The organism is Clavibacter sp. MX14-G9D (assembly GCF_032917815.1).
Classification (GTDB): Bacteria; Actinomycetota; Actinomycetes; order Actinomycetales; family Microbacteriaceae; genus Clavibacter; species Clavibacter michiganensis_K.
The window spans coordinates 1-24,944 of the sequence record NZ_JAVCVL010000019.1; the positions used below are offsets into that span (position 1 = coordinate 1).

General features: G+C 74.8%; 29 protein-coding genes. 14 read left to right on the forward strand and 15 right to left on the reverse strand.

Going from position 1 to position 24,944, the window contains the following annotated elements:
- Together Q6969_RS03515 and Q6969_RS03520 are read right to left on the reverse strand one after the other, a co-directional pair.
- On the reverse strand, window positions 1-354 hold a 354-nt coding region (locus Q6969_RS03515; RefSeq protein ID WP_317229201.1), incomplete at its 3' end, for a MerR family transcriptional regulator.
- Window positions 355-382: 28 nt separating this feature from the next.
- Window positions 383-787 carry a RidA family protein gene (locus Q6969_RS03520; RefSeq protein ID WP_317229202.1) on the reverse strand — a complete coding sequence of 135 codons (405 nt, stop codon included), beginning with the start codon at window positions 785-787 and terminating at the stop codon, window positions 383-385.
- 271 nt (window positions 788-1,058) lie between these two features.
- Here Q6969_RS03520 and Q6969_RS03525 point away from each other — a divergent pair, with 271 nt between their 5' ends.
- The gene (locus tag Q6969_RS03525) at window positions 1,059-3,305 is read left to right on the forward strand and encodes an ATP-binding protein (protein ID WP_317229203.1); all 2,247 of its coding nucleotides are present in this window, start codon (window positions 1,059-1,061) and stop codon (window positions 3,303-3,305) included.
- On the opposite strand, the gene Q6969_RS03530 is transcribed toward Q6969_RS03525, so the two are convergent.
- The 4 genes from Q6969_RS03530 to cysK are packed head-to-tail and all read right to left on the reverse strand — an operon-like array spanning window position 3,302 to window position 6,201.
- Complete coding sequence (locus tag Q6969_RS03530) at window positions 3,302-3,898, reverse strand: GrpB family protein (protein ID WP_317229204.1); 597 nt, start codon at window positions 3,896-3,898, stop codon at window positions 3,302-3,304. The genes Q6969_RS03525 and Q6969_RS03530 overlap by 4 nt on opposite strands.
- A 49-nt stretch (window positions 3,899-3,947) precedes the next feature.
- Window positions 3,948-4,676 carry an RNA methyltransferase gene (locus Q6969_RS03535; RefSeq protein ID WP_317229205.1) on the reverse strand — a complete coding sequence of 243 codons (729 nt, stop codon included), beginning with the start codon at window positions 4,674-4,676 and terminating at the stop codon, window positions 3,948-3,950.
- Window positions 4,676-5,260 carry a serine O-acetyltransferase EpsC gene (epsC, locus tag Q6969_RS03540; protein WP_317229206.1) on the reverse strand — a complete coding sequence of 195 codons (585 nt, stop codon included), beginning with the start codon at window positions 5,258-5,260 and terminating at the stop codon, window positions 4,676-4,678. The genes Q6969_RS03535 and epsC overlap by 1 nt, the downstream gene beginning before the upstream one ends.
- A 2-nt stretch (window positions 5,261-5,262) precedes the next feature.
- Window positions 5,263-6,201: a cysteine synthase A gene (cysK, locus tag Q6969_RS03545; RefSeq protein ID WP_317229207.1), complete on the reverse strand. Its 939-nt coding sequence runs from the start codon at window positions 6,199-6,201 to the stop codon at window positions 5,263-5,265.
- Between the two features lie 259 nt (window positions 6,202-6,460).
- Between cysK and Q6969_RS03550 the strand changes: the two genes are divergently transcribed.
- The 7 genes from Q6969_RS03550 to Q6969_RS03580 all read left to right on the forward strand — a co-directional run bounded on the left by Q6969_RS03550 (window position 6,461) and on the right by Q6969_RS03580 (window position 11,840).
- Window positions 6,461-7,165 carry a hypothetical protein gene (locus Q6969_RS03550; protein WP_317229208.1) on the forward strand — a complete coding sequence of 235 codons (705 nt, stop codon included), beginning with the start codon at window positions 6,461-6,463 and terminating at the stop codon, window positions 7,163-7,165.
- Window position 7,166: 1 nt separating this feature from the next.
- Window positions 7,167-7,811, forward strand: a complete 645-nt coding sequence (locus tag Q6969_RS03555; RefSeq protein ID WP_317229209.1) for a hypothetical protein — start codon at window positions 7,167-7,169, stop codon at window positions 7,809-7,811.
- 32 nt (window positions 7,812-7,843) lie between these two features.
- Entirely contained in the window at window positions 7,844-8,809 is a 966-nt protein-coding gene (locus tag Q6969_RS03560; protein WP_317229210.1) for a quinone oxidoreductase, read from the forward strand.
- A 55-nt stretch (window positions 8,810-8,864) separates the two neighbouring features.
- The gene (locus Q6969_RS03565) at window positions 8,865-9,323 is read left to right on the forward strand and encodes a hypothetical protein (protein WP_317229211.1); all 459 of its coding nucleotides are present in this window, start codon (window positions 8,865-8,867) and stop codon (window positions 9,321-9,323) included.
- Entirely contained in the window at window positions 9,316-9,627 is a 312-nt protein-coding gene (locus Q6969_RS03570; protein ID WP_317229212.1) for a transcriptional regulator, read from the forward strand. The genes Q6969_RS03565 and Q6969_RS03570 overlap by 8 nt, the downstream gene beginning before the upstream one ends.
- Window positions 9,628-9,673: 46 nt before the next feature.
- Complete coding sequence (locus Q6969_RS03575) at window positions 9,674-10,738, forward strand: LLM class flavin-dependent oxidoreductase (RefSeq protein WP_317229213.1); 1,065 nt, start codon at window positions 9,674-9,676, stop codon at window positions 10,736-10,738.
- A gap of 82 nt (window positions 10,739-10,820) precedes the next feature.
- Window positions 10,821-11,840, forward strand: a complete 1,020-nt coding sequence (locus tag Q6969_RS03580) for an LLM class flavin-dependent oxidoreductase (protein ID WP_317229214.1) — start codon at window positions 10,821-10,823, stop codon at window positions 11,838-11,840.
- A 73-nt stretch (window positions 11,841-11,913) separates the two neighbouring features.
- Here Q6969_RS03580 and Q6969_RS03585 read toward each other — a convergent pair whose 3' ends face one another.
- The 3 genes from Q6969_RS03585 to Q6969_RS03595 form a co-directional block, all read right to left on the reverse strand.
- On the reverse strand, window positions 11,914-12,144 hold the full coding sequence (locus Q6969_RS03585; protein WP_104293620.1) for a hypothetical protein: 231 nt from the start codon (window positions 12,142-12,144) through the stop codon (window positions 11,914-11,916).
- Entirely contained in the window at window positions 12,137-12,751 is a 615-nt protein-coding gene (locus tag Q6969_RS03590) for a hypothetical protein (protein WP_317229215.1), read from the reverse strand. The genes Q6969_RS03585 and Q6969_RS03590 overlap by 8 nt, the downstream gene beginning before the upstream one ends.
- A gap of 184 nt (window positions 12,752-12,935) precedes the next feature.
- Complete coding sequence (locus Q6969_RS03595; protein WP_317229216.1) at window positions 12,936-14,315, reverse strand: MFS transporter; 1,380 nt, start codon at window positions 14,313-14,315, stop codon at window positions 12,936-12,938.
- 257 nt (window positions 14,316-14,572) lie between these two features.
- Between Q6969_RS03595 and Q6969_RS03600 the strand changes: the two genes are divergently transcribed.
- The 4 genes from Q6969_RS03600 to Q6969_RS03615 all read left to right on the forward strand — a co-directional run bounded on the left by Q6969_RS03600 (window position 14,573) and on the right by Q6969_RS03615 (window position 17,843).
- The gene (locus tag Q6969_RS03600) at window positions 14,573-15,172 is read left to right on the forward strand and encodes a TetR family transcriptional regulator (protein WP_317229217.1); all 600 of its coding nucleotides are present in this window, start codon (window positions 14,573-14,575) and stop codon (window positions 15,170-15,172) included.
- 93 nt (window positions 15,173-15,265) lie between these two features.
- Window positions 15,266-15,619, forward strand: a complete 354-nt coding sequence (locus Q6969_RS03605) for a TIGR02611 family protein (protein ID WP_317229218.1) — start codon at window positions 15,266-15,268, stop codon at window positions 15,617-15,619.
- Window positions 15,620-15,774: 155 nt separating this feature from the next.
- Entirely contained in the window at window positions 15,775-17,094 is a 1,320-nt protein-coding gene (locus Q6969_RS03610; protein ID WP_317229219.1) for a histidine kinase, read from the forward strand.
- A 74-nt stretch (window positions 17,095-17,168) separates the two neighbouring features.
- The gene (locus Q6969_RS03615) at window positions 17,169-17,843 is read left to right on the forward strand and encodes a response regulator transcription factor (protein ID WP_317229227.1); all 675 of its coding nucleotides are present in this window, start codon (window positions 17,169-17,171) and stop codon (window positions 17,841-17,843) included.
- A gap of 46 nt (window positions 17,844-17,889) precedes the next feature.
- Here the strand turns inward: Q6969_RS03615 and Q6969_RS03620 are convergent, their stop codons facing one another.
- From Q6969_RS03620 to Q6969_RS03645, 6 genes are all read right to left on the reverse strand, one after another.
- Complete coding sequence (locus Q6969_RS03620; RefSeq protein WP_317229220.1) at window positions 17,890-18,963, reverse strand: alkene reductase; 1,074 nt, start codon at window positions 18,961-18,963, stop codon at window positions 17,890-17,892.
- 178 nt (window positions 18,964-19,141) lie between these two features.
- Window positions 19,142-19,957, reverse strand: coding sequence for an RDD family protein (locus Q6969_RS03625; protein ID WP_317229221.1), 816 nt, complete (start codon window positions 19,955-19,957; stop codon window positions 19,142-19,144).
- A gap of 136 nt (window positions 19,958-20,093) precedes the next feature.
- Complete coding sequence (locus Q6969_RS03630) at window positions 20,094-20,330, reverse strand: hypothetical protein (RefSeq protein WP_317229222.1); 237 nt, start codon at window positions 20,328-20,330, stop codon at window positions 20,094-20,096.
- 2 nt (window positions 20,331-20,332) lie between these two features.
- Window positions 20,333-20,788, reverse strand: coding sequence for an SRPBCC family protein (locus Q6969_RS03635; protein WP_094115078.1), 456 nt, complete (start codon window positions 20,786-20,788; stop codon window positions 20,333-20,335).
- A gap of 162 nt (window positions 20,789-20,950) precedes the next feature.
- Window positions 20,951-21,685 (reverse strand): SGNH/GDSL hydrolase family protein, encoded by a 735-nt coding sequence (locus Q6969_RS03640; RefSeq protein WP_317229223.1) that lies wholly within the window; start codon window positions 21,683-21,685, stop codon window positions 20,951-20,953.
- Between the two features lie 44 nt (window positions 21,686-21,729).
- Window positions 21,730-22,911, reverse strand: a complete 1,182-nt coding sequence (locus tag Q6969_RS03645; protein ID WP_317229224.1) for a peptidoglycan DD-metalloendopeptidase family protein — start codon at window positions 22,909-22,911, stop codon at window positions 21,730-21,732.
- 372 nt (window positions 22,912-23,283) lie between these two features.
- On the opposite strand from Q6969_RS03645, the gene Q6969_RS03650 reads away from it, so the two are divergent.
- A complete protein-coding gene (locus Q6969_RS03650; protein WP_317229225.1) occupies window positions 23,284-23,937 on the forward strand; it encodes a VTT domain-containing protein in 654 nt (217 codons plus the stop codon).
- A gap of 61 nt (window positions 23,938-23,998) precedes the next feature.
- Window positions 23,999-24,944: benzoate/H(+) symporter BenE family transporter (locus Q6969_RS03655; RefSeq protein ID WP_317229226.1), on the forward strand; the 946-nt coding region annotated here is incomplete at its 3' end.

Here is a 24,944-nt window from a genome sequence, read left to right on the forward strand (position 1 = left end):
CGCGCGGCCGTCGTCCGCGGGGCGCGCGGGCGCCGGCCCGCCGGGTGCGGCGCCGTCGAAGGCGTCGCGGATGTCGTCGAGCGCGATCCCGGCGTCGGCCATGCGCCGGATCCACAGCAGCCGGATGATCTCCTCGTAGCCGTAGCGGCGCCGGCCGTCCGCGCCCCGCTCCGGCTCGGGCAGGAGGCCGATCTGGTGGTAGTGCCGGATCGATCGGGGCGTGATGCCGACGAACGCGGCGGCGTCGCCGATCTGGACCTGTCGGGGTGGTGCCGGGAACGGGTGCATGGCGGACCTCTCGGGGTGGGGCGGGATGTTCTCCGAGCAGACCACATGACGCTGCGTCAGGAGCAAGCCCGGTCCTCGCGGATCGGTGGACGCGTCAGTCGACGACGGCCGCGACCGCCTCGACCTCCACGAGCTGGTCGTCGTAGCCCAGCACGGTGACGCCGAGGAGCGTGCTCGGCGGGTCGTGCGGCGCGAGCGCGTCGCGCACCACCTCCCACGCCGTGACCAGGTCGGCCTGCCGGCTCGACGCGACGAGGACGCGGGTGCTGACGAGGTCGGCCGTCGTCGCGCCCGCCGCCTCGAGCGCGAGGCGCAGGTTCTCGACGCACCGGGCCGCCTGGGCGGCGTGGTCGCCGACGCCGACCGTGCGGCCCTCGGCGTCGAGGGGGCAGGATCCGGCGAGGAAGACGAGCCGGGCGTCGGCCGGGGCCGTGGCGGCGTAGGCGTACTCGGCGACGCCGGAGAGGGCGACGGAGCGGATCAGGGTCACGGCGGTCATGGGTCTCCCGTCTCGGTGCGGGCGGGGCCCGCCCGCCGCCAGCCTGCCAGGGCAGCCGGGACGGCCCGGACGGGGGCTGGTCCCCGCGGCCCCGACGCCCTAGCTTGAGGGCATGGCGGCCGTGGGGGATCCGCGGCCGAGCGAGCGCGCCCCGACGGGCCTCCCCGCTCCCGGCCGCATCGGGGACGCGTCGGCGACGGCGCGGCCCGCTGGACGCGCGCCCGGGGCGGGCGGCGATCCGATGTCGCTGCGGGTCGGGGTCGAGCGCGGCATGGTCCGGACGACGGCCGTGGTCGCGCCCCTGCTCGTCCTCCTGTCCCTCCCCCGCCTCCTGGTGGACGATCCCGGGGCCGGGATGGCGCTCACGGTCGTGGCCCTCCTGCTGGCGGCGCTCCTCGTCGCCCTGGTGCCGCTCGCCCTGCTCCGCCCGGGCATGCCCGCCCGCGGATGGCTGCGCGTCGTCCCCGCCGTCTACGCCGCGCTCCTCCTGCTCGAGCCGCTCCGGATCGGCGCGCCCGGCCTGCCCGGACCGTTCCCGCTCCCGTGGCTCATCGGGCTGTCGCCCGTCGTCCTCAGCTGCATCGCGCTCGGCACGCGGCGCCCGCTGGCGGCCGGCCTCGGCTGCGGCGGCGTCCTCGTGCTGCTGGTCGCGGTCCACGCCGGCCGGATGCCGTCCGCCCACCTGGCGGCGCAGGGCGTGTGGCTCGCGATCCTCTCGGCGGGCCTCGTCGTGGGCGTGCGGGAGCTGCGGGTCCGGGCCCGGAGCGCGGACGATGCCGGACGCCGCGCGCAGGAGCTGTTCGAGAGCAGCCGACGCGCGGCCGCCATGGCGGCGCAGCGCGTCCGGACGGACGCGCTGCTGCACGACACCGTGCTCGCAGCGTTCCTCGCCGCCGCGCAGGGCCTCGGCGACCGGGCGGTGCCCATGGCGCGCTCCGCGCTCGAGATCGTGTCCGACACCCAGGACCCGCTCGCCGGCAGCCCGGGGACGGTGCGGTTCGCGGAGGCGCTCGCGTCCGCGGAGCGGGAGCTCGCGCCGCTGGCCGGCCAGGTGCACCTCGACCTGGCCGCCGCGGAGGCGATCGAGCTGCCGTCCCCGGTGGCGGAGGCCGTCGTGTCCGCCATGCTGCAGGCGATCGCCAACAGCGTGCTGCACGCGGGACCGGGCGCCGTGCGCACCGCGACCGCGTGGGCGACGGCGGGCGGCGGCCTGCGGATCCGGATCAGCGACGACGGCTGCGGGTTCGACCCGCAGGGCCTCGCCCCGGCGCGGCTGGGCGTCCGGGTGTCGATCGTGGAGCGCCTGCAGCGCGTCGGCGCGTCGGCGGACGTGCGCTCGACCTCGGGCCGCGGCACCTCCGTGGTCATCTCGTGGCAGCCCGCGCCGCCGGCCCCGATGCCGGAGACCACGGATGGCGCAGGCGGCGCGGACGGCGCGGCCGGCGCGACCCGGGTCACGCTCATCCCGCGCCACGCGCTCTCCGGGGTGCTGACCGCCCTCGTCATGGTGGCGGTCCTCGTCGCGACCGCGGAGGCCGCGTTCTTCTTCCAGGCGGTCGGTCCGCTCCTCGCGGCGATCCTCGGGACCGCGGTCCTGCCCTCGATCGTGCGGGGAGCCCGCCGGGGGTCGATGCGCACCCGTACGGCCTGGTCGCTCGCCGCCGTGGGGGCGGTGATCTGCGGCGTCGCGACCCTCGGCGTCTCCCCGGACGAGGTCGACTCGGTCACGATCTCGTGGTTCACCTGCGGCGTCCTCGCGGGCTGCGCCCTGGTCTGGATGGCGGGCCAGCGGCTCCCGCCCCTGGCCGCGACCGCCTGCCTCGTCGTCGCGATCGGCGTCTGGGCCGGCCCCGCGGGCATCATCCGCCTCGGGCTCGCCGGCGAGGTGGTCCTCGTCATCGGCGGCCTGATGATGCACCGCGCCCTCCGTCGCGTGACCGAGGCGACGCGCGTCGCCGCCGCGGCGGAACGGGAGACGCTGGCCCGGCGGGCCGAGCTGGACGCGTCGGAGCAGGAGCGGCACGCGCGGCTCCGCTCCGCGCACCGCAACGTCGCGCCGCTGCTCGGGCGCATCATCCGCGAGGGCGGGCGCCTCGACGCGGCCGCGCGCGCGGAGTGCCGCGTGGTCGAGCAGACCCTCCGCGACGAGATCCGCGGCCGCCTGCTGCTCAACGACGCGACGCGCGCCGCGATCCTCCGCCACCGGCGCCGCGGCGCCGTCGTGCAGGTGCTCGACGACGGGGGCCTCGACGACGTCCCGGCCGCCGCGCTCGGGGCGCTCCTCGACGAGGTGGCGGAGCTGCTGGGGCCCGTCCGGTCCCGCCGCATCGTCATCCGGGCGGCGCAGCCCCGCTCCCGCACCGCGATCTCCCTCGTGGCGTCCTCCCCCGACGAGACGGCCGCGGCGCTCGGCCTCGACACCGACGACGACGTCGACCTGTGGGTGTCCCTCCCCCGGCCGGCCGCATCCGAGCCGACTGCGTCGGAGTCGGCCCCGGCCTCCTCCCGCGACGCCTAGGGCGCCGGCGCCGCCGCCGGGCGCGCTTCCCGTGCGCGCGCGAGGATCCCGCCGATGACCTCGGACTTCGCCTCCGCGTAGTCGTTCATGTCGTCCCAGCGGCGCGTCATGAGCGCCCGCTTCGTGCGCGCGTACAGGTCCCGGTCGGCGACGTCGGAGCGCAGCCGGTCGCGGAGGAGCAGGTAGGCCTCGATCGCGTCCGCGCCCGCCTCGTAGACGTGCACGTGGACGTCGCGCGCGGGCGTCCGCACGAGCCGGTGCCCGGGCTCCCGCACCCGGAGGACGTACCCGGCCGCGACCAGCGGCGCCACGTGGTCCTCCTCCGCCGTGATGTCCGGCACCACGAGCACCACGTCGACGACGGGCTTGGCCGCGAGGCCCGGCACGGAGGTGGAGCCGATGTGCTCGACGGCGAGCGCCGCGTCGCCGACCGCGGCGAGGATCCGCGCGCGGTGCTCCCGGAAGGCGCCCGCCCACGCCGGGTCGTGCTCGCGGAGCGGGACCGCGAGCGCCTCGGGACCTCCCACGAGCTCCAGGCCGGTCACGTCCGGACGGCGGCGGGCGGGGCGACGGCCGGGGTCAGGGTCATGCATCACCGGGTCATCCTGCCAGGGCGGCCGGCAGCCGCACCCGCACCCGGCGTCAGTCCGCTCCACCGCCCGGGAACGCGACGTGCTGCATCACCCACGCGTGCATGACGACCGCGGCGGCCGCGGACGCGTTGATGGATCGGGTCGACCCGAACTGCGAGATGGCCACGGTCATGTCGGCGGCCTGGATCGCCTCGTCGCTGAGGCCCGGCCCCTCCTGCCCGAAGACGAGCACGCAGCGCTCGGGGAGCGCCGTGGTCTCCAGGAGCACGGATCCGTCCACGTTGTCGATCGCGATGACCGGCATGCCCTCGCCCGCCGCCCACTCGACCAGGTCGGCGATCGTCGCGTGATGGACGACGTGCTGGTAGCGGTCGGTGACCATGGCACCGCGCTTGTTCCAGCGGCGCCGGCCGACGATGTGCACGGTGTCGGCGGCGAACGCGTTGGCGCTCCGCACGATCGACCCGATGTTCATGTCGTGCTGCCAGTTCTCGATGGCGACGTGGAACGGGTGCCGGCGCTCGTCGAGGTCGGCGACGATCGCGTCCATGCGCCAGTAGCGGTAGCGGTCGATCACGTTGCGCGTGTCCCCGCGCTCGAGCAGCTCCGGGTCCAGGTGCGGCTCGTCCGGCCACTCCTCGGCCCCGCCCGGCCACGGTCCCACGCCGTGCGTGGAGAGCTCGACGGTCGGCGTCGGTCCGGCGGCGCTGCCGGCCCCCGCGGCGCTGCCGGCCCCGGCGGCGCCGTCCACCCCGGCGGCCGTCTCCCGCTCCGGCATCAGATGTAGATCCCCGGGTCGACGAAGAAGGCCGGGTCGACGTGCGCGTCGGGCCCACGGCCCGCCCGCTTCCCCGTCTCGACGGCCGGGATGCCCGTGAGCACGGATCCGGCGGGTGCGTCCTTCACGACCACCGCGTTCGCGCCGATGACGCTGCCGGCGCCCACCGTGATCGGCCCGAGCAGCTTCGCGCCGGCGCCGATGGTGACCCCGTCGCCCACGGTCGGGTGCCGCTTGCCGTGCACGAGGCTCTTCCCGCCGAGCGTCACGCCGTGGTACATGAGCACGTCGTCGCCGACCTCCGCCGTCGCGCCGATGACCACGCCCATGCCGTGGTCGATGAACAGCCGTCGCCCGATGCGCGCGCCCGGGTGGATCTCGACGCCCGTCAGCGCCCGCCCGACCTGCGCGAGCAGGCGCGCCGGCAGCCGGATCCGCCGCCGCCACAGCGCGTGCGACACCCGGTGCAGCCACACGGCGTGCAGCCCCGGGTAGCCGAGCACCATCTCCATGTACCCGCGCGCGGCCGGATCATGGGCGCGGGCGGAGCGGAGATCCTCGACGACGCGGGCGACTGCTCCCACGCCTAGTCGCGCAGGTCGTCGAACAGCACGGTCGAGAGGTACCGCTCGCCGTAGTCGCACACGATCGCCACGATCGTCTTGCCGGCGCTCTCGGGGCGCTTGGCGATCTCGAGGGCGGCCCAGACGATGGATCCGGAGGAGATGCCGCAGAGGATGCCCTCGTCGGTGGCGAGCGCGCGGGAGACGCGGATGGAGTCCTCGAGCGACACGTCGACGACCTCGTCGTACACCTCGGTGTCGAGGATCTCGGGCACGAAGTTCGCGCCGATGCCCTGGATCTTGTGCGGGCCGGGCTTGCCGCCGTTGAGGATGGGCGAGTCGAGCGGCTCGACCGCCACGATCTGCACGCCCGGCTTCCGCTCCTTGAGCACCTGGCCGACGCCCGTGATGGTGCCGCCCGTGCCGACGCCCGCGATGAACACGTCGACGCCGCCGTCGGTGTCCGCCCAGACCTCCTCGGCGGTCGTCTCGCGGTGCTTCCGCGGGTTCGCGGCGTTCGCGAACTGCTTCGCCCAGATGGCGTTCGGCGTCTCGTCGACGATCTGCTTCGCCCGCTCGACGGCGCCGCGCATGCCCTCGGGGCCGGGGGTCAGCACGATCTCGGCGCCGTAGGCCCGGAGCACCAGGCGGCGCTCCATGCTCATGGTCTCCGGCATGGTGAGGACGACCTTGTAGCCGCGCGCCGCCCCGACCATCGCGAGCGCGATGCCGGTGTTGCCGCTCGTGCCCTCGACGATGGTGCCGCCCGGCTTCAGCTGCCCGGACGCCTCCGCCGCGTCGATGATCGCGACGCCGATGCGGTCCTTCACGCTGGATGCGGGATTGTGCGACTCGAGCTTCACCAGCACCGTCGCGTCGAGGCCCTCGGTGAGCCGGTTGAGCCGGACGAGCGGCGTGCCGCCGACCAGCTGGGTGATGTCGTCGTAGACGCGACCTGCCATGGGTTCCACCTTCGTCGTGATCCTGGTCGGTGCGGGGCCGGGCCGCGCGCACCTGCTCGTCGTCGAGCCTATGGGAGCCCAACCGCGTGTGTCGCGGCGGCATTCCTGGGCGGCGGATGCTCTGCCTGGACATTCTGTGGAGAAGGCCGCCGCCGCCGGTGGCGCCCGGGCCAGGATGCGCGCGACCATCCCGATGCGATCCCGCGGCGTCCGTCATCCGCACCCGAACCGGGATCCCTCCTGCTCACGAAGGAGGGACATGCCCATCCCCGCGCGTCCACTCACGATGATGCTCGTCGTCACCGCTGCCTCGCTGGTCGGGGCCATGACCGCAGCCTCGGGAGCGGTTCCCGGCACCGTGCCGGAAGCCGCGCAGCGCCAGTCGAGGGTCGTGCACGCGGGCGTCGGCACCGTCGCCCCGACGACACCGGCAACCCTCCTGGCCTCCGCCCCCGCCATGAGCGACGCCGACCTCGACGGCCTCGTCGCTGTGCTGGACGCTCTGCCCGACGACGTCAAGTCGGCCGACCCCCGCACGACACCGCACTACGAGCGGCGGCTGAGCCGCGCGATCGATCGGGTGACTGCTTCGTCGGACACCGGCGACACAGCCCGGTCCTCAGCGGCGGACGACGCGCTCTGCCTCATCGGCACGGGACGCGGCGCGCTGGCGACGGATCTCCGCGGCTCCGCTCCGACGGCTCGACTCACCATCGACTGGATCGGTTGCGCCGCGTCGATCGCCGGCGTCATCGCGCAGTACGGATTGCCGGTGTTCAAGGTGGTGAGCTTCATCAGGGAGGCGCGTGCGCTGTTCGGCAGCGCCTACGACATCCATCTGGCCATCCGCTACGGCCGGGCGGCCGCCGAGATGGGAGAAGAGGCGACTCAGATCATCGAAGCGCTCCTCGGGGTCGACGGCGTCGCATCGGCATGCTCCGGCGCCGCCGCCATGGACGTCTGACATGCAGTCCGGCGAGCCCTTCCACGACGACCGCGCGCCCTCGACATGGGAGCCACCACCCGTCTGGGCGCCGGTCGTCGGTCACTTCTCCGTCGCCTTCCTGAAGATGCCACTGGTGGTGGTGATCTGCTTCGGGGGGACTCGGATCTTCGGCCTCGGCAGCCCCACTCTCTCCGCGATCATCGGCGGGACCATCCTGCTCACGGCAGTCAACATCTGCGTGACGGTGGCGGCGGAACGGCCCTTCGTCCTTCGACGTCGCAGCCTGGTCCCCGGCGGATGGGGCTTCGCCCTCGTGCCATGGCTCGCGGGTGCGACGAGCGCATGCGCCCTGGCTGGCTTCCTCCTGCCCGGGACGGCCTCCGTGGTACTCGCGACCGCGATGACGGGGGTGGAGACGGTCGAGCTCGCGTGGTCGCGCCCCTGGCGCCCCGGCGACACCGATGCCGAGTTCCGCGAGAAGTGGGTGGCCTTGAGGGATCTGACGAAGGAGACATTCGCGCCCGACGTCGAGGAGATCCGTCACAGGCTGGACGAGCGGGCGATGGATGGGTACCGCCGGAAGATCGCCGAGCGTGACACCGAGCGGGCGCGGGACGAGGAGCAGGAGCACGACGAGAGGGACGGTCCGCCGCGGGACGCGTGACTCGGGGTCCGCGGACACGGCAGGCTGGACCCATGAGCGCGCGCATCGAGGTGGAAGGGCCCGGCGGGCCCGAGGTCATGACCCTGACGGACGGCCCGGTGCCGGATCCCGGCCCCGGCGAGGTGCGCATCCGAGTGCACGCCGCGGGCGTCAACTTCATCGACACCTACCGGCGCAGCGGCGTGTACCCGATGGCGCACCCGTACGTGCCGGGATCCGAGGCGGCCGGCGTGATCGAGGCGCTCGGCGACGGCGTGAGCGGCGTCCACGTCGGCGACCGCGTCGCCACGGCGGAGGCGGAGGGCACCTACTCCCAGCACGCGCTGGTGCGCGCCGAGACCCTCCTGCCCGTCCCCGACGGCGTCGAGATGGAGACCGCCGCGGCGCTCCCGCTCCAGGGCCTCACCGCGCACTACCTCGCGACGAGCTCGTACCCGGCCGGCCCCGGGGATCGCGCGCTCGTGCACGCGGGCGCCGGCGGCGTCGGCCTCCTGCTCACGCAGCTGCTCGCCGACCGCGGGGTCGAGGTCATCACGACCGTCTCGAACGAGGAGAAGGCGGCCCTCTCCCGCGCGGCGGGCGCGACGCACGTGCTCGGCTACGACGACGTGCCGGTGCGCGTCCGCGAGCTGACCGACGGCCGCGGCGTCGACGTGGCCTACGACGGCGTCGGCCGCGACACGTTCGACGGCTCGCTCGCCAGCCTGCGGATCCGCGGGACGCTGGTGCTCTTCGGCGGCGCGAGCGGCCAGGTGCCGCCGTTCGACCTGCAGCGCCTGAACTCCGGCGGGTCCCTGTCGGTCACCCGCCCGACCCTCGCCCACTTCCTGCTCGACGCCGAGGAGCGGCGCTGGCGCGCGGGCGAGCTGTTCGCGGCCGTCCTCGACGGCTCGCTCGACGTGCGCGTCGGCGCGACGTACCCGCTGGCCGATGCCGCTCGCGCCCACGAGGACCTGGAGGCCCGGCGTACGACGGGCTCCATCGTGCTCATCCCCTGACACGGGAGCCCGCCGAACACTTGCCATGGAGGAAAACCAGATGTAGGTTTCCCTCATGGAAAATGATCGAGCAGCAGACGCGGCCGCCGCCCTCGACGGCCTCCACTCCGACCGCGAGGCCCTGGCCGCCCGCATCCCCGTGCCGCGCTGGCACCTCGCGGGGTTCGGGGCCATCGCCCTCGCCTGGGTCGCCCAGGCCGTGACCCTCTCCCCCGGCGCCGGATACGAGCCGCCGCGGACCTCCTGGCTGCTCATCGCGGCCGCGGTCGTGCTGCTGGTGCTCATCCGCCGCCGCACGGGCATCCGGTTCCGCGGCGTCGGGCTGCGCGCGGTGCTCCTCGTCGCGGCCGCGCTCCTCGGCTGCCTCGTGCTGTTCTCGATCTCGCTGGGCCTCGTCGCGCAGGGCCTCGGCTGGACCGTCGCGCTCACCGCGGTGGCCGCCTTCGGCCTCGTGACCTGGTTGTCGACGCTGGCGTTCCGCGCGGCCGTCGACGGGATCCGGCGCCGTGGCTGAGGCCGCGTTCGACGAGCTGATCCACGCCCCCGTCCGCCTCCGCATCTGCGGGATCCTCCGGCGGGTCGACCAGATCGACTTCGCCGTCCTGCGCGACACCCTCGGCGTCGCCGACGCCAGCCTGTCCAAGCACCTCCGGCAGCTGACGGAGAGCGGCTACGTCGCCTCGCGCAAGGCCTCCTCGGCCGGGCGCGCGGACAAGCGGCAGCTCACCTGGCTGTCGCTCACCGCATCCGGCCGCCGGGCGTTCGACGGGCACCTGGCCGCCCTGACCGAGATCGCGGGGGCCGGGGCCGACGCCTGACCGGGCGGCCCACCGGACCCGCAGCCCGAGCGCCTAGCCTCGTCGCATGCCCGCACCCGGATCCGCGCCGACGCGCATCGGCTTCCTCACCACCGGCCCGTTCGACCCGGTCGATCCCGCCACCGGCCTCGAGGAGGCGCTGCGGCTCGTGGAGCTGGGCGACGCGCTCGGCCTCGACACCGCGTGGCTCCGGCCCGACCACCTGCGGCACGCGATCTCCTCCCCCGTCGCCATGCTCGCCGCGGCCTCCCAGCGCACGAGCCGCATCGGGCTCGGCACGGCGTCGATCCCCGTGCGCGCCGAGAACCCGTTGCGCCTCGCCGAGGACCTCGCGACCGTCGACCTCCTCTCCGGCGGGCGCCTGCGCCCCGGCCTCTCGGTCGGGAACCCGGGCCGCGTCGCCGCGGTCGACCGCGCCGTGCACCCAACGACGGCCGAGCACGAGGAGCCGGGCCGCGACCGCCTCCTCCGCTTCCGCGAGCTGCTGCGCGGCGGCCGCGTGCCGGGCGCGGACGACCGGCCCGACGCATCCGACGATGAGCACGACGAGGCCCTCACGCCCACGGTGCAGCCGTCGTCCCCCGGCCTCGCGGACCGCCTCGCCTACGGCGCGGCGACGCTCCGCACGGCGGCCTGGGCGGGATCGCACGGCTTCCGCCTGCTCGCCTCCGACGTGACCGAGCGCGGAACCGGCGGCGGCCACGGCTTCGCGGCCGACCAGCGCGCCCTCATCGACGCCTACCGGGCCGCGCATCCGGATCCGGCCGCCGCGCACGTCACGCTGGCGCTCGTCGTGGTGCCCACCGACGGCGCCACCTCGGAGCAGCGCGCCCGGTACGCGGACGACGCCGCGGCGCACGCCGAGCGGGCCGCCCGGGCGGACCAGTCGGAGGGCCCGGGAGTCGGGTCGAGCATGGTCCGCGCTCCGGATCTCGTGGGCCCGTCCGACCGGCTGGCGGCCGCGCTGCTCGCACACCCGGCCGTGCAGGCCGCCGACGAGCTCGCCATCGCCCTGCCGGCGGGGTTGCCCACGGGCGACCTCGCGCAGATCCTCACCGACGTCGCCCAGCACCTCGGCCCGGCGCTCGGCTGGTCGCCCGCGACCTCCTGACCCGGCCGGCGCCGGACCCTCGACGGCCCGTGCCCGCCGGGGCCCGGACGGGAGCCCCGGCCCGCCCGCCTAGCATCGGTCCATGCCCGCATCCGGTACCCCGCTCGCCCGCCTCGGCTTCCTCACCATCGGCACGTTCGACCCGGCGGATCCCGCCGAGGGCCACGAGGCCACCCTCCGGATCATCGAGAGGGGCGAGCAGCTCGGCCTCGACAGCGCGTGGCTCCGGCACCGCCACCTGCAGCACGGGATCTCCTCCCCCGTCGCCGTGATGGCCGCGGCCTCACAGCGCACGCGCCGCATCGACCTCGGCACGGCCGTCACGCCCATCGGCGCCGAGAACCCGTTCCGCCTCGCCGAGGACCTCGCGACGGTCGACCTCCTCACCGGCGGCCGCCTCCAGCCGGGCTTCTCGATCGGCACGCCCATGCGCTTCGACACGTACCGCGACGCGATCTACCCGACGACCGCCGACCTCGAGGACCTCGGCTACGACCGCCTCCTCCGCTTCCGCGACCTCGTGCACGGCCGGACCGTCAGCGACGCCGCCGCCCGCGAGGGACAGGAGGAGTACGCCTCCACCGTGCAGCCGCACGCCGCGGGACTCGCCGAGCGGATCTGGTACGGCGCCGCGAGCACGCGCTCCGCGGTCTGGGCCGGCGAGAACGGCTTCCGCCTCCTCACGTCGAGCGTGATCCAGGGCGAGCTCGGGCCGGACTTCGGCGCGAACCAGCGCGCGCAGATCGACGCGTACCGGGCAGCCCATCCGACCGGCGCCGACGCCCGAGTGTCGCAGGGCCTCGTCGTGATCCCCACCGACCGCGCCACCCCCGAGCAGCGCGCCCGCTACGAGGCATACGCCGCCTCCCGGGCGCATCGCGTCGGCGTGCCGATGGGGCCGCGGGGCCTGCTCTTCGCCGAGGACCTCGTGGGCACCTCCGAGGAGATCGCCGCGCGCCTGCACGCCGACCCCGCGTTCCAGGCCGTCGACGAGGTCGCGTTCGCCCTCCCCTTCACCCTCGGCGAGGCCGACCTGGAGCAGATCCTCACCGACATCGCCGAGCTCCTCGGCCCGGCCCTCGGCTGGTCGCCCGCCATCTGACCCGGCCCGCGCACGACGACGCCCCTCCCGCCCGACCATGAGGGTCGGTGCGGGAGGGGCGTCGTCCTTCGCCCTAGTCGCGACTTCGGCGCCGGCGGCGCTTCTGGAAGGACACGGAGACCAGGTACGTGACGCCGAACATGAGCACAGCGACCACGCTCGCGGGCACGGCCTGCGTGGCAGGGGAACGCCCGTCGAGCAGAGGCACGATCACCAACTGCGAGAAGAGGAAGAACGCGACGACGATGGACGACGATGCGAGGGCACGGCTTCGATCTGCTCGGTGGTCCTCCGGTTCAATCACGACGGCACTGCACTTCCAACGTCGGAAGGTAGATCTGCATGTTCCGGTTGCGTGTGCAGACGCCATGGGCTGTGGCTACCGCGACGATGGTCGCTCCCACCCCGACGCCGACTGCGCACCCGAGGCCACCGCTCTCCGGGCCGAGTGCCGCACAGATCAGCAAGCCCAGCGTGCCCGCCGCGCCAGCCGCTTGCTCGGAGGGGTCGAGGCTGACGTACGGGAACGGATCCGCCCCGGCTCGTACGAGAGAACTACCCAGCTCCTCCTGTGTCGGTGCCCCGACCACCGGCGCTCCTCCCGGTGAGTAGGTGTAGGTGATGGTCACTCCGTCGCCGATGCGGTACGTCACGCGCTGGCCGAATGCGGTACTGACGGCGTCCCGCGGAACCGCGCTCTCGCGGAGCTCGATACCGGCTCTCTCGATGCGCTCCGTGGATGGAACAGCGTCGGAGACGTCCGCCGTTCGAGCAGGCCCGGAGGAGAATGAGGCGCTGATGCGGCTCAAGGGAGTCCTCGTCGGCGTCGCCGAGGCGCTGGACGCGAAGGAAAGCGTCGACAGTGCGACGGCTGCGATGACCCCCATGAGGGGGATCGGATGAATGCGCATGGTTGCTCCTAGCTAGTCGGAGTGCTTCGGGGGAGGTTCGCAGGTCGCGCACTTGCGCGAGCGAAGCGCACACACCCCGGCGGAGGCGGAGGTCAGCGCGACTTCATGTGCCGACCCGGCCGGGAGGCGACGACGCCCCTCCCGCGCGATGCGGGAGGGGCGTCGTCGATGATCCGGCGCGGGATCAGTGCATGCTCACGGCCTCGGACGACGCGCCCTCGCGGAAGCGCTCGAGCGGCACGCGCACCATCGACCAGGAGATGATCGAGGCGCAGGCGACGCCGATCGCCGCGGCCAGGAACACCACGTGGTAGCCGTCCACCTGCTGCTGCAGCGGGTCCTGGACGCCGTCGGCGGTCGCGGCCGTGACGGCCGACGCGAACAGGGCGGTGAAGACCGCCGTGCCGATGGATCCGCCGATCTGCTGCGTGCCCGTGAGCGCCGCGCCCGCGACGCCCGCGTCCCGCGGCTCGATGCCGGAGAGCGCGACGTTCTGCATGGGCACGAAGACGCACGCGAGCCCGATGCCGAGGAGGATCTGCCCCGGGAGCACCTGCACGACGTAGGCGCCGTCGACCGTGACCCGGCTGAACCAGAGGAGACCGGCGGCGGCGACGAGCGGGCCGACCGTCATGAGCACGCGCGGGCCCACCTTCGGCAGCAGCCGCGCCACCTGCGGGGCGGTGAGCATGATCGACGCGGCCATCGGCAGCGACGCGAGGCCGGAGATGAGCGGCGACATGCCGAGCACGATCTGGAAGTGGAGCGTGAGGTAGAGCAGCCCGCCGAGGAGCGCCGCGCCCACCATCACGGAGGTCAGGTACGCGCCGCCGCGGGTGCGGTCGGCGACCACGCGGAGCGGCAGGAGCGGGTTCCGCGCCTTCGACTCCCACCAGACGAAGGCGACCATGATGCCCACCCCAAGCGCGAGGAAGCCGATGGTCTGCGGCTGTCCCCAGCCCTCCTCCGCACGGGAGAAGCCGTAGACGATCGACGCGAGGCCGACGGTCACGAGCAGGGCGCCGGGCACGTCGTAGCTGCGGTCGCCGTCGGCGCGGCTCTCCTTCACCAGCGGGATGCCGGCCACGATCGCGACGATCGCGATCGGCACGTTGACGAGGAGGCACCAGTGCCAGCTCAGGTACTCGGTGAGCACGCCGCCGAGGAGGAGGCCGACGGCCGCACCGGATCCGGCGATCGTGCCGTAGACCGCGAACGCCTTGACCCGGTCGGGTCCGGACGGGAAGGTCACCGACAGGAGCGCGAGCGCGGCGGGGGCGAGGAGCGCCGCGAAGATGCCCTGGAGGCCCCGCGCGATGAGGAGCATCTCGCTCGAGACGGCGAAGCCGCCGAGCGCGGAGGCGGCCGCGAAGCCGACCATGCCGAGGAGGAAGGAGCGCTTGCGCCCCCAGTAGTCGGCGATGCGCCCGCCGAGGAGGAGGAGCGAGCCGAACGCGAGCGCGTACACGGTGACGACCCAGGTGCGGTCGGCGTCGCTCATGCCGAGGTCGCGCTGCGCGGCCGGGAGGGCGATGTTCACGATGGTGCCGTCGAGCACGACCATGAGCTGGGCGAGGGCGACGACCGCCAGCAGGATCCACTTGCTGCGGGCGGAGGGGGCCGCCGGGGTGGCGGGGCCGGCCGGTGCGGCCGGGCCGGAGGCGGAGGAGGTCGAGGGCGGTGCGCTCTCGGGGGTGCGTGCGTGGGAGATCTGGTGCTCCTGAGGGTCGTGCGGCGCCCGGGCGGGCGAGGACGGTCCAATCTAGGGCTGCGGCGCGCGGAGAGTCAAACGAACCGGTTCGTTTGACATACGCTGTTCACATGGCAGAGACGACGGGGTCCGCCCGCTCCACCGATGACCGGCCCGACGACGTCCGGCACCGCATCCTCCTGGCCGCGCGCGAGGAGTTCGCGGCGCACGGGCTCGCGGGAGCGCGCGTCGACCGCATCGCCCGCTCCGGACGTGCCAGCAAGGAGCGGCTGTACGCGCACTTCACCGACAAGGAGTCGCTGTTCCACGCGGTGCTGAAGCTCAACGGCGTCGAGTTCTTCTCGGCCGTGACGCTGGATCCGGCCGATCTCCCGGGCTTCGTCGGCCACATCTTCGACCACGCCTACGAGCACCCGGAGCACCGCCGCATGCTCGCGTGGGCGCGGCTCGACGGCGTGACGCTCGACGTGCCGCACAGCGAGACCTCGCCGTCGGCGAAGGTCGAGGCCATCCGCCGCGGGCAGGAGGCCGGCACCATCGACCCGTCATGGGACCCGCAGCGCCTCCTCACCATGCTGTTCGCGCTCGCGCAGTCGTGGGTGCAGTCGCCGTACCCGGCGATGCACGACGACGGGCCCGCCGCACGCGCCGCGGACCGGGCGGCGGTCGTGGAGGCCGCGCGCCGGATCACGGCGCCGCCCTCCCGCTGAGGACGACGGGCCCCGCGGGTCGATCGTCACGGCATCCTGCGGATTCCCCGGATGAGGGGGACGGTTCCCAGGACCCGCCCGTACCGTGGGCCCATGTCCGACACCCTGACCCGCGAGTACGAGGCGGGGTCGAGCCACGCGCATCCCCTCCGCCGCTTCCTGCGCCGTTGCCGGGCCTGGATCGAGCTGCACCCGAGGGCCCGCTGGCTGTACCGGATCCTCGTCGGGATCCTCGGCGTCGCCATCGTCCTCGTCGGCGTCGTCCTCATCCCCCTGCCGGGGCCGGGCTGGCTCATCGTCTTCCTCGGCATCGCCGTGCTGGGCACCGAGTTCCCCGCGGCGCACCGCGTGAACGTGTTCCTCAAGCGCCAGCTCCACCGGTTCTGGGACGCCTGGCGCCGCTGGCGGGCCTCGCGCGCGGAGCGCCGCGCCGCACGCGTGCGCTGACCCTCCCGCGCGGAGGCTCGCGCCCGGAGCCCCGCCCGCGACCGCGTCGCCGCCCCGCCCCCCCTGCGACCCCGGCCTCGCCTCCCCCGTGTGCCGCGCGTATCTCCCCCCTCCGGTCGATACGGCGGCGTGACGCGTGTCCCTAGGGTCGGACCATGTCCTCTCCCGCAGCGCACGCTCCCCGCGACCTCCCGCCGGGACGCGTCCCGGTGCCCGGACGGGTCCCGCGACCCGTCGGCGACGGTGATCCCGGCGACGGCAGAGCGCCGACCCGGGGCCGCGCCCTCGGCCGCACGCTCGTCATCGGGCGGGAGGCGGCGCTCATGCTCCTGGCGCTCGTGGTCGGCGTCGTCGCCTTCGGCGGCGTGCTCACGCTCCTCGAGGAGTCCGGGACGACGGGCGCCCGCGTCGACGTCCTGCTCCTCGTCGACGCCGGGGTCGGGCTCGTGGCCGTCGCGCTCCTGCCGGTCCGTCGCGTCGCGCCCCTCCCGATCGCCCTCGTGCTCGGGGTCGTCGCGGCCGTGTCGAGCGTCGGGCTGCCCGCCGCCGCCATCGCCCTGGCCTCCCTCGCCGCCCGCCGCCGCCCACGGGAGATCGCGCTGGCCGCCGGCACCTGGGTCGTCGCCGTCGGCACGTGGGAGCTCGCCGGGCTCTCCTACCTGCCCACGACGCCGCGCGAGGTCCCGGTCGTCGGCGCCCTGCTCGTCGCCATGCTCGGGCTCCTCGTCGTCGTCGGGCTCTACGTGGGCGGCCGACGCGAGCTGATGGCGTCGCTGCGGGAGCGCGCGCGCCTCTCCGACGAGGAGCAGGCCCTCCGCGCGGCGCAGGCGGCGGACCGCGAGCGCACCCGCATCGCCCGCGAGATGCACGACGTGCTCGCGCACCGGCTCTCGCTGGTCGCGCTGCACGCGGGGGCGCTGGAGTACCGCGACGACCTCGACCCGGCCGAGGTCCGCGCCACCGCGGGCGTCGTGCGGGACAACGCGCGGACGGCCCTCACGGAGCTCCGCGAGGTCCTCGGCGTGCTGCGCGACCCGTCCGGCGGTCCGGCCCTCGCGCCGCCCCAGCCGACGCTCGCCGACCTCCCCGGGCTCCTCGAGGAGGCGTGCGCGCTCGGCGTGGAGGTGCACGCCGACGTCCACCCCGACACCCGGGACGAGCTGCCGACCCTCTCGGCGACGACCTCCCGGCACGCCTACCGCGTCGTCCAGGAGTGCCTCACGAACGCCCGCCGCCACGCCCCGGGCGCACCGGTGACGCTCACGGTCGACGGGCGCGCCGGCGGATCCCTCCGCATCGCGGTCGAGAACCCGGTGCCGTCCGAGGAACCCGGCGCCGACGATCCGGCCGCGCCCCCGGCCGGTCACGGCCTCGCGGGCATCGCCGAGCGGGCGCTCTCGCTCGACGGCACCCTGGCGGTCGCCCGCCGCGACGGCCGGCACGTGGTGGAGGCGGTGCTCCCGTGGACCGCGTGAGCACCGGCGGCCCGACGGCATCCGGCCCGACGGCGCCCGGCCCCGCAGCCGGGGGCACTGACCTCGCGGGCGTCGTGCCCGCGGGCGGCCCGCCCATCCGCGTGGTGATCGTCGACGACGACGCGCTCGTGCGCGCCGGCCTGGGGATGCTGCTCGGCGGCGGGCACGGGCTCGAGGTGGTCGGCGAGGCCGCCGACGGCCTGGCCGCGGGTCGCGTCATCGCCCGGACGGCGCCCGACGTCGTGCTCATGGACATCCGCATGCCGGTCTGCGACGGGATCGCCGCCACGGCCCGCGAGGTGGCCCGACGCCCCGACCTCCCCGTCATCGTGCTCACGACGTTCGACGCCGACGAGCTCGTGCTCGGGGCGCTGCGGGCCGGCGCGCGCGGGTTCCTGCTGAAGGACACCCCGCCCGTCGAGCTCGTGGCGGCGGTGCGCCAGGTCGCCGCGGGCAGCTCGATCCTGTCCCCCTCGGTGCTCGACACCGTGATCGGCGTGGCGGCCCAGCGCGACCGCGCCGACCGCACGGCCGAGCGGGCGCGCTTCGGCACCCTGACGGAGCGCGAGCAGGAGGTGGCGCTCGCCATCGCGCGCGGTCACTCGAACGCCCGCATCGCGGCCGACATGCACCTCGGCGTCGCGACCGTGAAGACGCACGTGGGCCACGTGCTCGACAAGCTCGGCCTCGAGGGCCGCGTGCAGGTCGCCGTGCTCGTGCACGAGGCCGGGCTCGCTCCGTCGGAGTGAGCCCGGCCTCGGGCGGTGCCGGCCGGAGCCGGTCAGGTGCGGCGGATCAGCCGGCGAGCGCCGGGTAGTCCGTGTAGCCCTCGGCGCCGGGGCCGTAGAAGGTGTCGCCGTTCGGCTCGTTGACCTCCGCGTCCTGCTCCCAGCGCTCGACGAGGTCGGGGTTGGCGATGACCATGCGGCCGACGGCGACCAGGTCGGCGCTGCCGTCCTCGACGAGGTCGACGGCGTCCTGGCGCTCGGTGACGACGCCGAAGCCGCTGTTGATCATGAGCGGTCCGCCGAACGTGGCGCGCAGGCCCTGCACGAGCTCGCCGCGCGGCTCGGCGTGCAGCACGCTGAGGTACGCGAGGCCGAGGGGCGCGATGCCCGCGAGGAGCGCCTCGTAGGTGGCGCGCGTCTCGTCGGCGTCCTCCTCGAGCACGTCCTGGATGTTGTGGCTCGGCGAGATGCGGATGCCGACGCGGCCGGCCCCGATCTCGCGCGCGACCGCGTGGGCCACGTCGATGCCGAGCTTCGCGCGGTTGGCGGGCGACCCGCCGTAGGCGTCCGTGCGGACGTTGGAGACGGGCGAGAGGAACTCGTGCAGCAGGTAGCCGTTGGCGGAGTGGATCTCCACGCCGTCGAACCCGGCGTCCACCGCGTTGCGCGCCGCGACCGCGAGCTCGTCGACGATGAGCGGGACCTCGTCGGTCTCCGGCTCGCTGGGGACGGGGTAGGGGGCCTTGCCGGTGGGCGTGTGGACCTCGCCCTGGATGGCGATGGCGCTCGGCGCGAGCAGCGGCAGTCCGCCCGTGATCTCCTCGTGCGACACGCGGCCGCCGTGCATGAGCTGCATGACGATGCGCCCGCCGGCGGCGTGCACCGCGTCGGTCACCCGACGCCAGCCGGCGATCTGCTCGTCCGTCACGATGCCGGGCTGGCCCGGGTACGCCTTGCTGCGCTCGCTCGTGAACACGCCCTCGGACACGATGAGGCCCGTGGACGCGCGCTGGCGGTAGTACTCGACGACGAGGTCGCCGGGCACGCCGTGCTCGTCGGAGCGCATGCGCGTGAGAGGCGCCATGGCGACGCGGTTGGGGAGCTCGAGGGCGCCCAGGGTGAGGGGGGAGAAGAGCTTCACGTGGTGGATCCTTCGTCTCGCAGATGGCCGCCGCGCGCCCGGACGGGTCACGTCGGGCGGGGAGGCGGGGCCAGCGGCCCGAGCGGACCGCGCTCGGGCAACCCCCGCGCCCGTCCGCGGCATTCCGGGGGCGGCGCTTCTCCCAGGCCCTCGTCAGACTGATCGCGCCCCGGGCGCGTCAGGAGGAGGGGTAGGGCTCCGTGCGCCGCGCGAGGACGACGTCGTCGGCGGCGAGGTCGTGCCAGCCGCGGAGGAGGTGGCGGGAGTCCCAGCCGACCGACGCGTACGGCAGCCACACCGTGAAGAGGGAGCCGATGGCGAACGCGTTCTGCACCACGCCGCGGAGGAGCGCGCGGCCGAAGCCGAGCATCCCGGGCTGCGAGAAGCGCTGGACGCGGATGCCGACCATCGCCTTGCCGGGCGTGGTGCCCTTCCAGCCGAGCCACCAGGTGGCGATGAGGAGGTACGAGACGAGGCTGAGGAACGTGGCGAGGACGGCCCCGCCCGCGTAGGTGTCCATGAGGTCCTCGGCGGCCTCGCCGAACAGCTGCTGGTCGACGATCCGCTGCTGCGCGATCCCCTGCAGCGGGATGATGAACGCGCCCGCGGAGAGCGCGCCGACGAAGCCGAAGACCACCTGGTCGAGGATCCGGCCGGCCGCGCGTCGCCCCACTCCCGCGAGACGCCAGGACGGGTCGATGTGCGGCGGCAGGGGGCGCTGGGCCGACGGGAGCAGCATCATCCCGTAGCCGGGCGGCGGGACGGCTCCCGGGTACGCGGCGGCCGGGTAGCCGGCGCCGGGGTACGCGGCCGGCGGGTACCCGGCGTCGGGGTAGGCGGCGGGGTACGCCCCGGGGTAGGCGGCCGGCGCGGCCGGCGCCGGTGCGTACGCGGGCGGCGCGTCCTCGCCCGCGGCGCCCTCCCGCGCGTGGTCCCGCGCGTCGTCCCGCCCCTGGTCAAGGTCCCGCTGCCCGTCGTCGTGCCTGTCGCTCATCGCGTCTCCCCTGGTCCCGCGCCCCCGCGGCGCGGGTCCAGATTATCCAGCGGGTGGGGGATCGAGGCGCCCGGACGCCAGGAGGGCCCGGCACCCGCATGGGTGCCGGGCCCTCCCGGTGATGATGACGTCGGCGTCAGCCCTGGATCTCCCCACGGGAGACGGCCTCGGCGTACTTGCGGAGGTCCGGTCCCGGCTCGAAGTCGATGAACCGGTCCTTCAGCTGCTCGAAGAGCCGCTGGTAGACGGTCTCCCAGTCCTGGCCCTCGAGCTCCCTGGCCGCCGTCTGCACGGCCTCCTGGAGCACGCGGTCGCTGTCCGTGAGGATCTTGTCGCGCGCCTCCTGGTTCCAGCGGATGTCGTCCGTCTGCATGATCAGGCCTGGACGTCGCCGCGCCAGGCGCCGTCCTCGGTGCCGCGCTTCTCGATGAACTCCTTGAAGTTCTTCAGGTCCGCCTTGATGACGTGGTCGTCCACGCCGATCGCCGCGCCCACCTTCTCGACGAGGCCCTTGGCCTCCCAGTCCAGCTGGACGGTGACGCGGGTCTCGGTGTCGCTCAGCTTGTGGAACGTGACGACGCCGGCGTGGTCCTCGTCGCCGCCCGTGGAGTTCCAGGCGACGCGCTCGTCGGGGTGCTGCTCCGTGATGTTGGCCTCGAACGTGCGCTCGACGCCGCCGATCTTGACCTTCCACTCGGTGAGCGTGTCGGTGACCTGCGTGATCGACTCGACGTAGCTGAGGAAGTTCGGGAACGACTCGAACTGGGTCCACTGGTTGTACGCGGTGCTGACGGGGACGTTGACGTCGACGGTCTCGATTACCTGGGGCATTGCTTCTCCTCGTGCGTTCTCGGTGCTGGGGTCGGATCCGCGTTCGATCCGAGAGCCCGGGCCCCGGTGTGGACACCGGGACGGGCACGCGTCCGACGCTACGCCGGGGCCCTCTCCCGTATCCCGCACCCGAGGAATGCACAGGGAACGTTCAACCGCCGGTCATCCCTCGGGGCTCGGGAGCGGTCCGAGCATCCGCTGGACGAACGCGCGCGACCACGACGCGTAGACGCGGGAGGCCTGCGCGGAGTCGGGATCGCCGAGGTCGATGACGCTCTCGCGGGGGAACGGCACGGAGAGGGCGTCGGCGCGCGAGGCGACGATCTCCTCCGTCACGCGGTTGAGCAGGCGCGCGTGCCGGGCCGCCACGGCCCGCCACGGGGCGGGGATGCCGACGCTCTCCCGCAGGGGCGGGACCTCGGGGACGAGCACGCGCGCGCCCTCGGGCAGCCCCTGGCACAGGTCGTCGATGGCGGAGCAGAGCAGCCGGCGCCAGGTGCGCTGCGGCGTCAACCGGATGCTGTCGCCGACGCCCACCATCAGCAGCACGACGTCGACGCCCGCCAGCAGGGCGCGGTCGCGGACCGTGCCGGCGGCCGTGTGGATCGTGAGGTCGGCGAAGGGGCGCGTGGTCCACTCGACGCCGCGGCCCGTGCGCCGCGCGAGCTGGCGCGAGAAGTGCCCCGCCATGCCGAGCTCGTGCGAGAGCACGCCGAACCCGACGGCCGTCGCCTCGCCGATGACGAGGACGCGCTGCGGGGACTCGCCGGGGACGACGCCGGATCCCGCGTCGCGGGGGAAGACGGTGCTGCGGAGGCCGGCGCGGAGCGCCCGGTACTGCACGAAGATCGCGGGCCGGAGCACGGCCTGCGCGACACGTCGGATGCGTCCCGTCATGATCCGCACCCCCCGGCTCGTCGACGCGCCCAGCGTACCCGCGCTCAGACGCCGCGGGCGCGGAGGAACGGCATGGGCGAGGTGGCGACGCCGCCCTGCCGGATCTCGAAGTGCAGGTGGCAGCCGGTGGACAGGCCCGCGCTGCCGACGGCGCCGATCTGCTGCCCGGCCTGGACCGTCTGCCCGGTGCGCACCATGACGCCGTAGGAGTACATGTGGCCGTAGACGCTCGTGACGCCGCCCCCGTGGTTCAGGGTGATCGCGTTGCCGAAGCCGCTGGATCCGCCCGCGAACTGCACGGTGCCGGACGCCGTGGCGTAGATGGGCGTGCCGCAGCCGGCGCCGAAGTCGTCGCCCGCGTGGAGGCGCCAGTAGCCGAGGATCGGGTGCAGGCGCATGCCGTACGACTGGTACGAGCCGTAGCTGCGGATGGGCATGGTCCAGCCCGATGCGGACGGCTGGCCGCCCGAGGACGGCGGACGGGGCGCGTTGGCCGGCGGACGCGCGGCGGCGTTCGCGGCGGCGGCGGCAGCGGCGGCAGCGGCACGGGCATCGGCCTGGCGGCGCGCCTCCGCGGCCGCCTCCTCCTGCCGCTTCCGCTCGCCGATGGCGTAGCCCTCCTCGACGGAGATGCGGGAGTCGCGCAGGGTGGTGAGCTGCGCCTGCAGCTCGGAGCTGCGGGCCTGCTGCTCGGCGAGGGCCTGATCGGCGCGGGCCTGCGCGGCCGACGCCTCCTGGAGCTTCGCCTCGGCGTCGGCGGCGAGGACGGCGAGCGCGTCCTTGGCGACGGAGGCCTGCTTGCCGAGCGACTCGGCGGTGCGGGCCGCCGTGACGGCGGCGGTGAACGCGGTGTCCTGGCGGTCGGCGAGCTTGGTGGCGGTGCCCATGCGGGACAGGAGCGCGTCGGCGTCCTCGCCGCCGCTCGTGAGCAGGCGGAGGGAGACGTCGCCGCCGCCCCCGCCGCTGCGGGCGAGCTGGGCGACGAGGCGGCCGACCTGGCGCTTGGCCTCGTCGGCATCGGCCTGGGCGCGCTCGGCCTTGGACTGCAGCGCCTGCAGCTCGCCGGTGGCCCGGTCGAGCTCGTCCACGGCAGCGGCATGCTCGTCGGCGCGCTGGAGGGCCAGGGCGTTCGCGGCCTCGACCTCGGCGGCGAGCCCGGAGATGAGGGAGGTGATGCGCGTGACCTGCTCGGCGGTGGCCTGCTCGCTCGAGCGGGCGGCCTGCACCTCCGACCAGGTGGGGTACTCCTCCGCGGCCTGCGCGGACGGGACCCCGAGCCCCAGGAGGAGGCCGGATGCGGCGAGGGCGGCGGCCAGTCGGAGGCGCGGCGCGACGGTCGCCCGCGGGCGTCCGGGGACGCGGCGGGGGGTGCGAGCGGTGCGGGAGATGGCGGGCCTCGTCGAGGTCGGTGGAGCACGGATCCTCCGACGCTAACCGAAATGATCACGAACACCACCATCAACTTTCGTTTCAGGAGGTGAGGAAACCCGGTGGTTTGCAGGTTCCCGGACGTAGCCTGAGCGCGCGCTCCACCCGAGGCGCGCGGCTCCGGCCGCACCCGACAGTCGCCCCGGCGACCCGCACGGACGGCGGCACGCATGGGCATCGACCCGCAGGGCATCATCGAGGGCGCCGGCATCTGGGGCCTCGTCGTCGTGTGCGCGATCGTCTTCGCGGAGAGCGGCCTGCTCGTCGGCTTCTTCCTGCCGGGCGACACGCTCCTCTTCTTCACGGGCGTCCTCACGTACACGGGCGCCATCGCCCTCCCCGTGCCGCTCGTGGTCCTCCTCGTGCTCGCCGCGGCGTTCCTCGGCGACCAGCTCGGCTTCGCGATCGGGAGGTCGGCGGGTCCGCGCGTCTTCGAGCGGAGGGACTCCGGGCTCTTCAGCCGTCGGAACGTGGATCGCACGCAGGGGTTCTTCGACCGCTTCGGCAGCTGGGCCGTGACGCTCGCGCGCTTCGTGCCCGTCGTCCGCACCTTCGCGCCGGTCGCCGCCGGGGTGGGCCGCATGCGCTACGGCCGGTTCGCGGCCTTCAACGCCGTCGGCGCGGCGGCCTGGACGGTGCTCGTGACCGGGCTCGGGTACGGCCTCGCGGGCATCCCCGGCGTGGCCGACGTGGTGGGTCGCTACATGGACGTCGTCCTCGTGGGGATCGCGGCGATCAGCGTCGGCGGCATCCTCCTCACGCTCCTCCGTCAGCGCCGCAGGGCCGCCGCGCACGGCGCCGACGGGCGCGGCACCGGCGCGTGAGAGCGTCGCGCCGACCCTAGGATCGGGCGGCAGGACGACCGGCGTCCGGTCGGGAGCGCGCATGACGGTCATCGAGGCGCCGGGCGGCCGTGCGCAGGCGCGCGGGGCGGGGATCGTGACCGCGGTCGTCGGGTTCGCCGGCACCTCCGCCGTGGTCCTCACGGGGCTCACGGCGGTCGGGGCGTCGCCCTCCGAGGCCGCGTCCGGGCTGCTGGCGCTGTGCGTCACGCAGGGGCTCGGCACCGTGCTGCTCGCCCACCGGTTCCGCCGTCCCATCACGCTGTCCTGGTCGACGCCGGGAGCGGCGCTCCTCATCGGCTCGGGCGCGGTCGAGGGCGGCTGGGCCGCGGCAGTGGGCGCATTCCTCGTCTGCGGGATCCTCGTGCTCGCGACCGCGCTCTGGCCGCTGCTCGGCCGCCTCGTGCGCCTCATCCCGGCCAGCGTCGCCGCCGCGATGCTCGCCGGCGTGCTCCTCCCCCTCTGCGTCGCGACCGTCACGGCGGCGGTCGCGACGCCCCTCGTGGTGCTCCCCGTGGTGCTCGCGTGGCTCGTCGCCGCCCGCTGGGCGCCGCGCTGGGCGGCCCCGACGGCGCTGGCCGCCGCGCTCGTGGTGGTCGGCGTCTCGCTGGCCGTCGCGGGGCCCGCGCCCGGATCGACGCTCGACCTCGCGCACCTCGTGCCGCGGATCGAGCTGACCGCGCCCGTGTTCACGGTGGCGGCGGCCGTCGCGCTCGGCGTGCCGCTGTTCGTCGTCACCATGGCGTCGCAGAACCTGCCGGGCGTCGCGGTGCTCGCGAGCTTCGGCTACGAGACGCCGTGGCGCGCCGCGATGGCGACGACGGCCGCCGCGACCCTCGTGAGCGCGCCGCTCGGCGGCCACGCCGTGAACCTCGCCGCGCTGTCCGCCGCACTGTCGGCGGCGCCCTCCGCGCATCCGGATCCGGACGAGCGGTGGCGCGCGGCCAGCACGGCCGGGTGGACGAACCTCGTGCTCGGGCTCGCGTCGG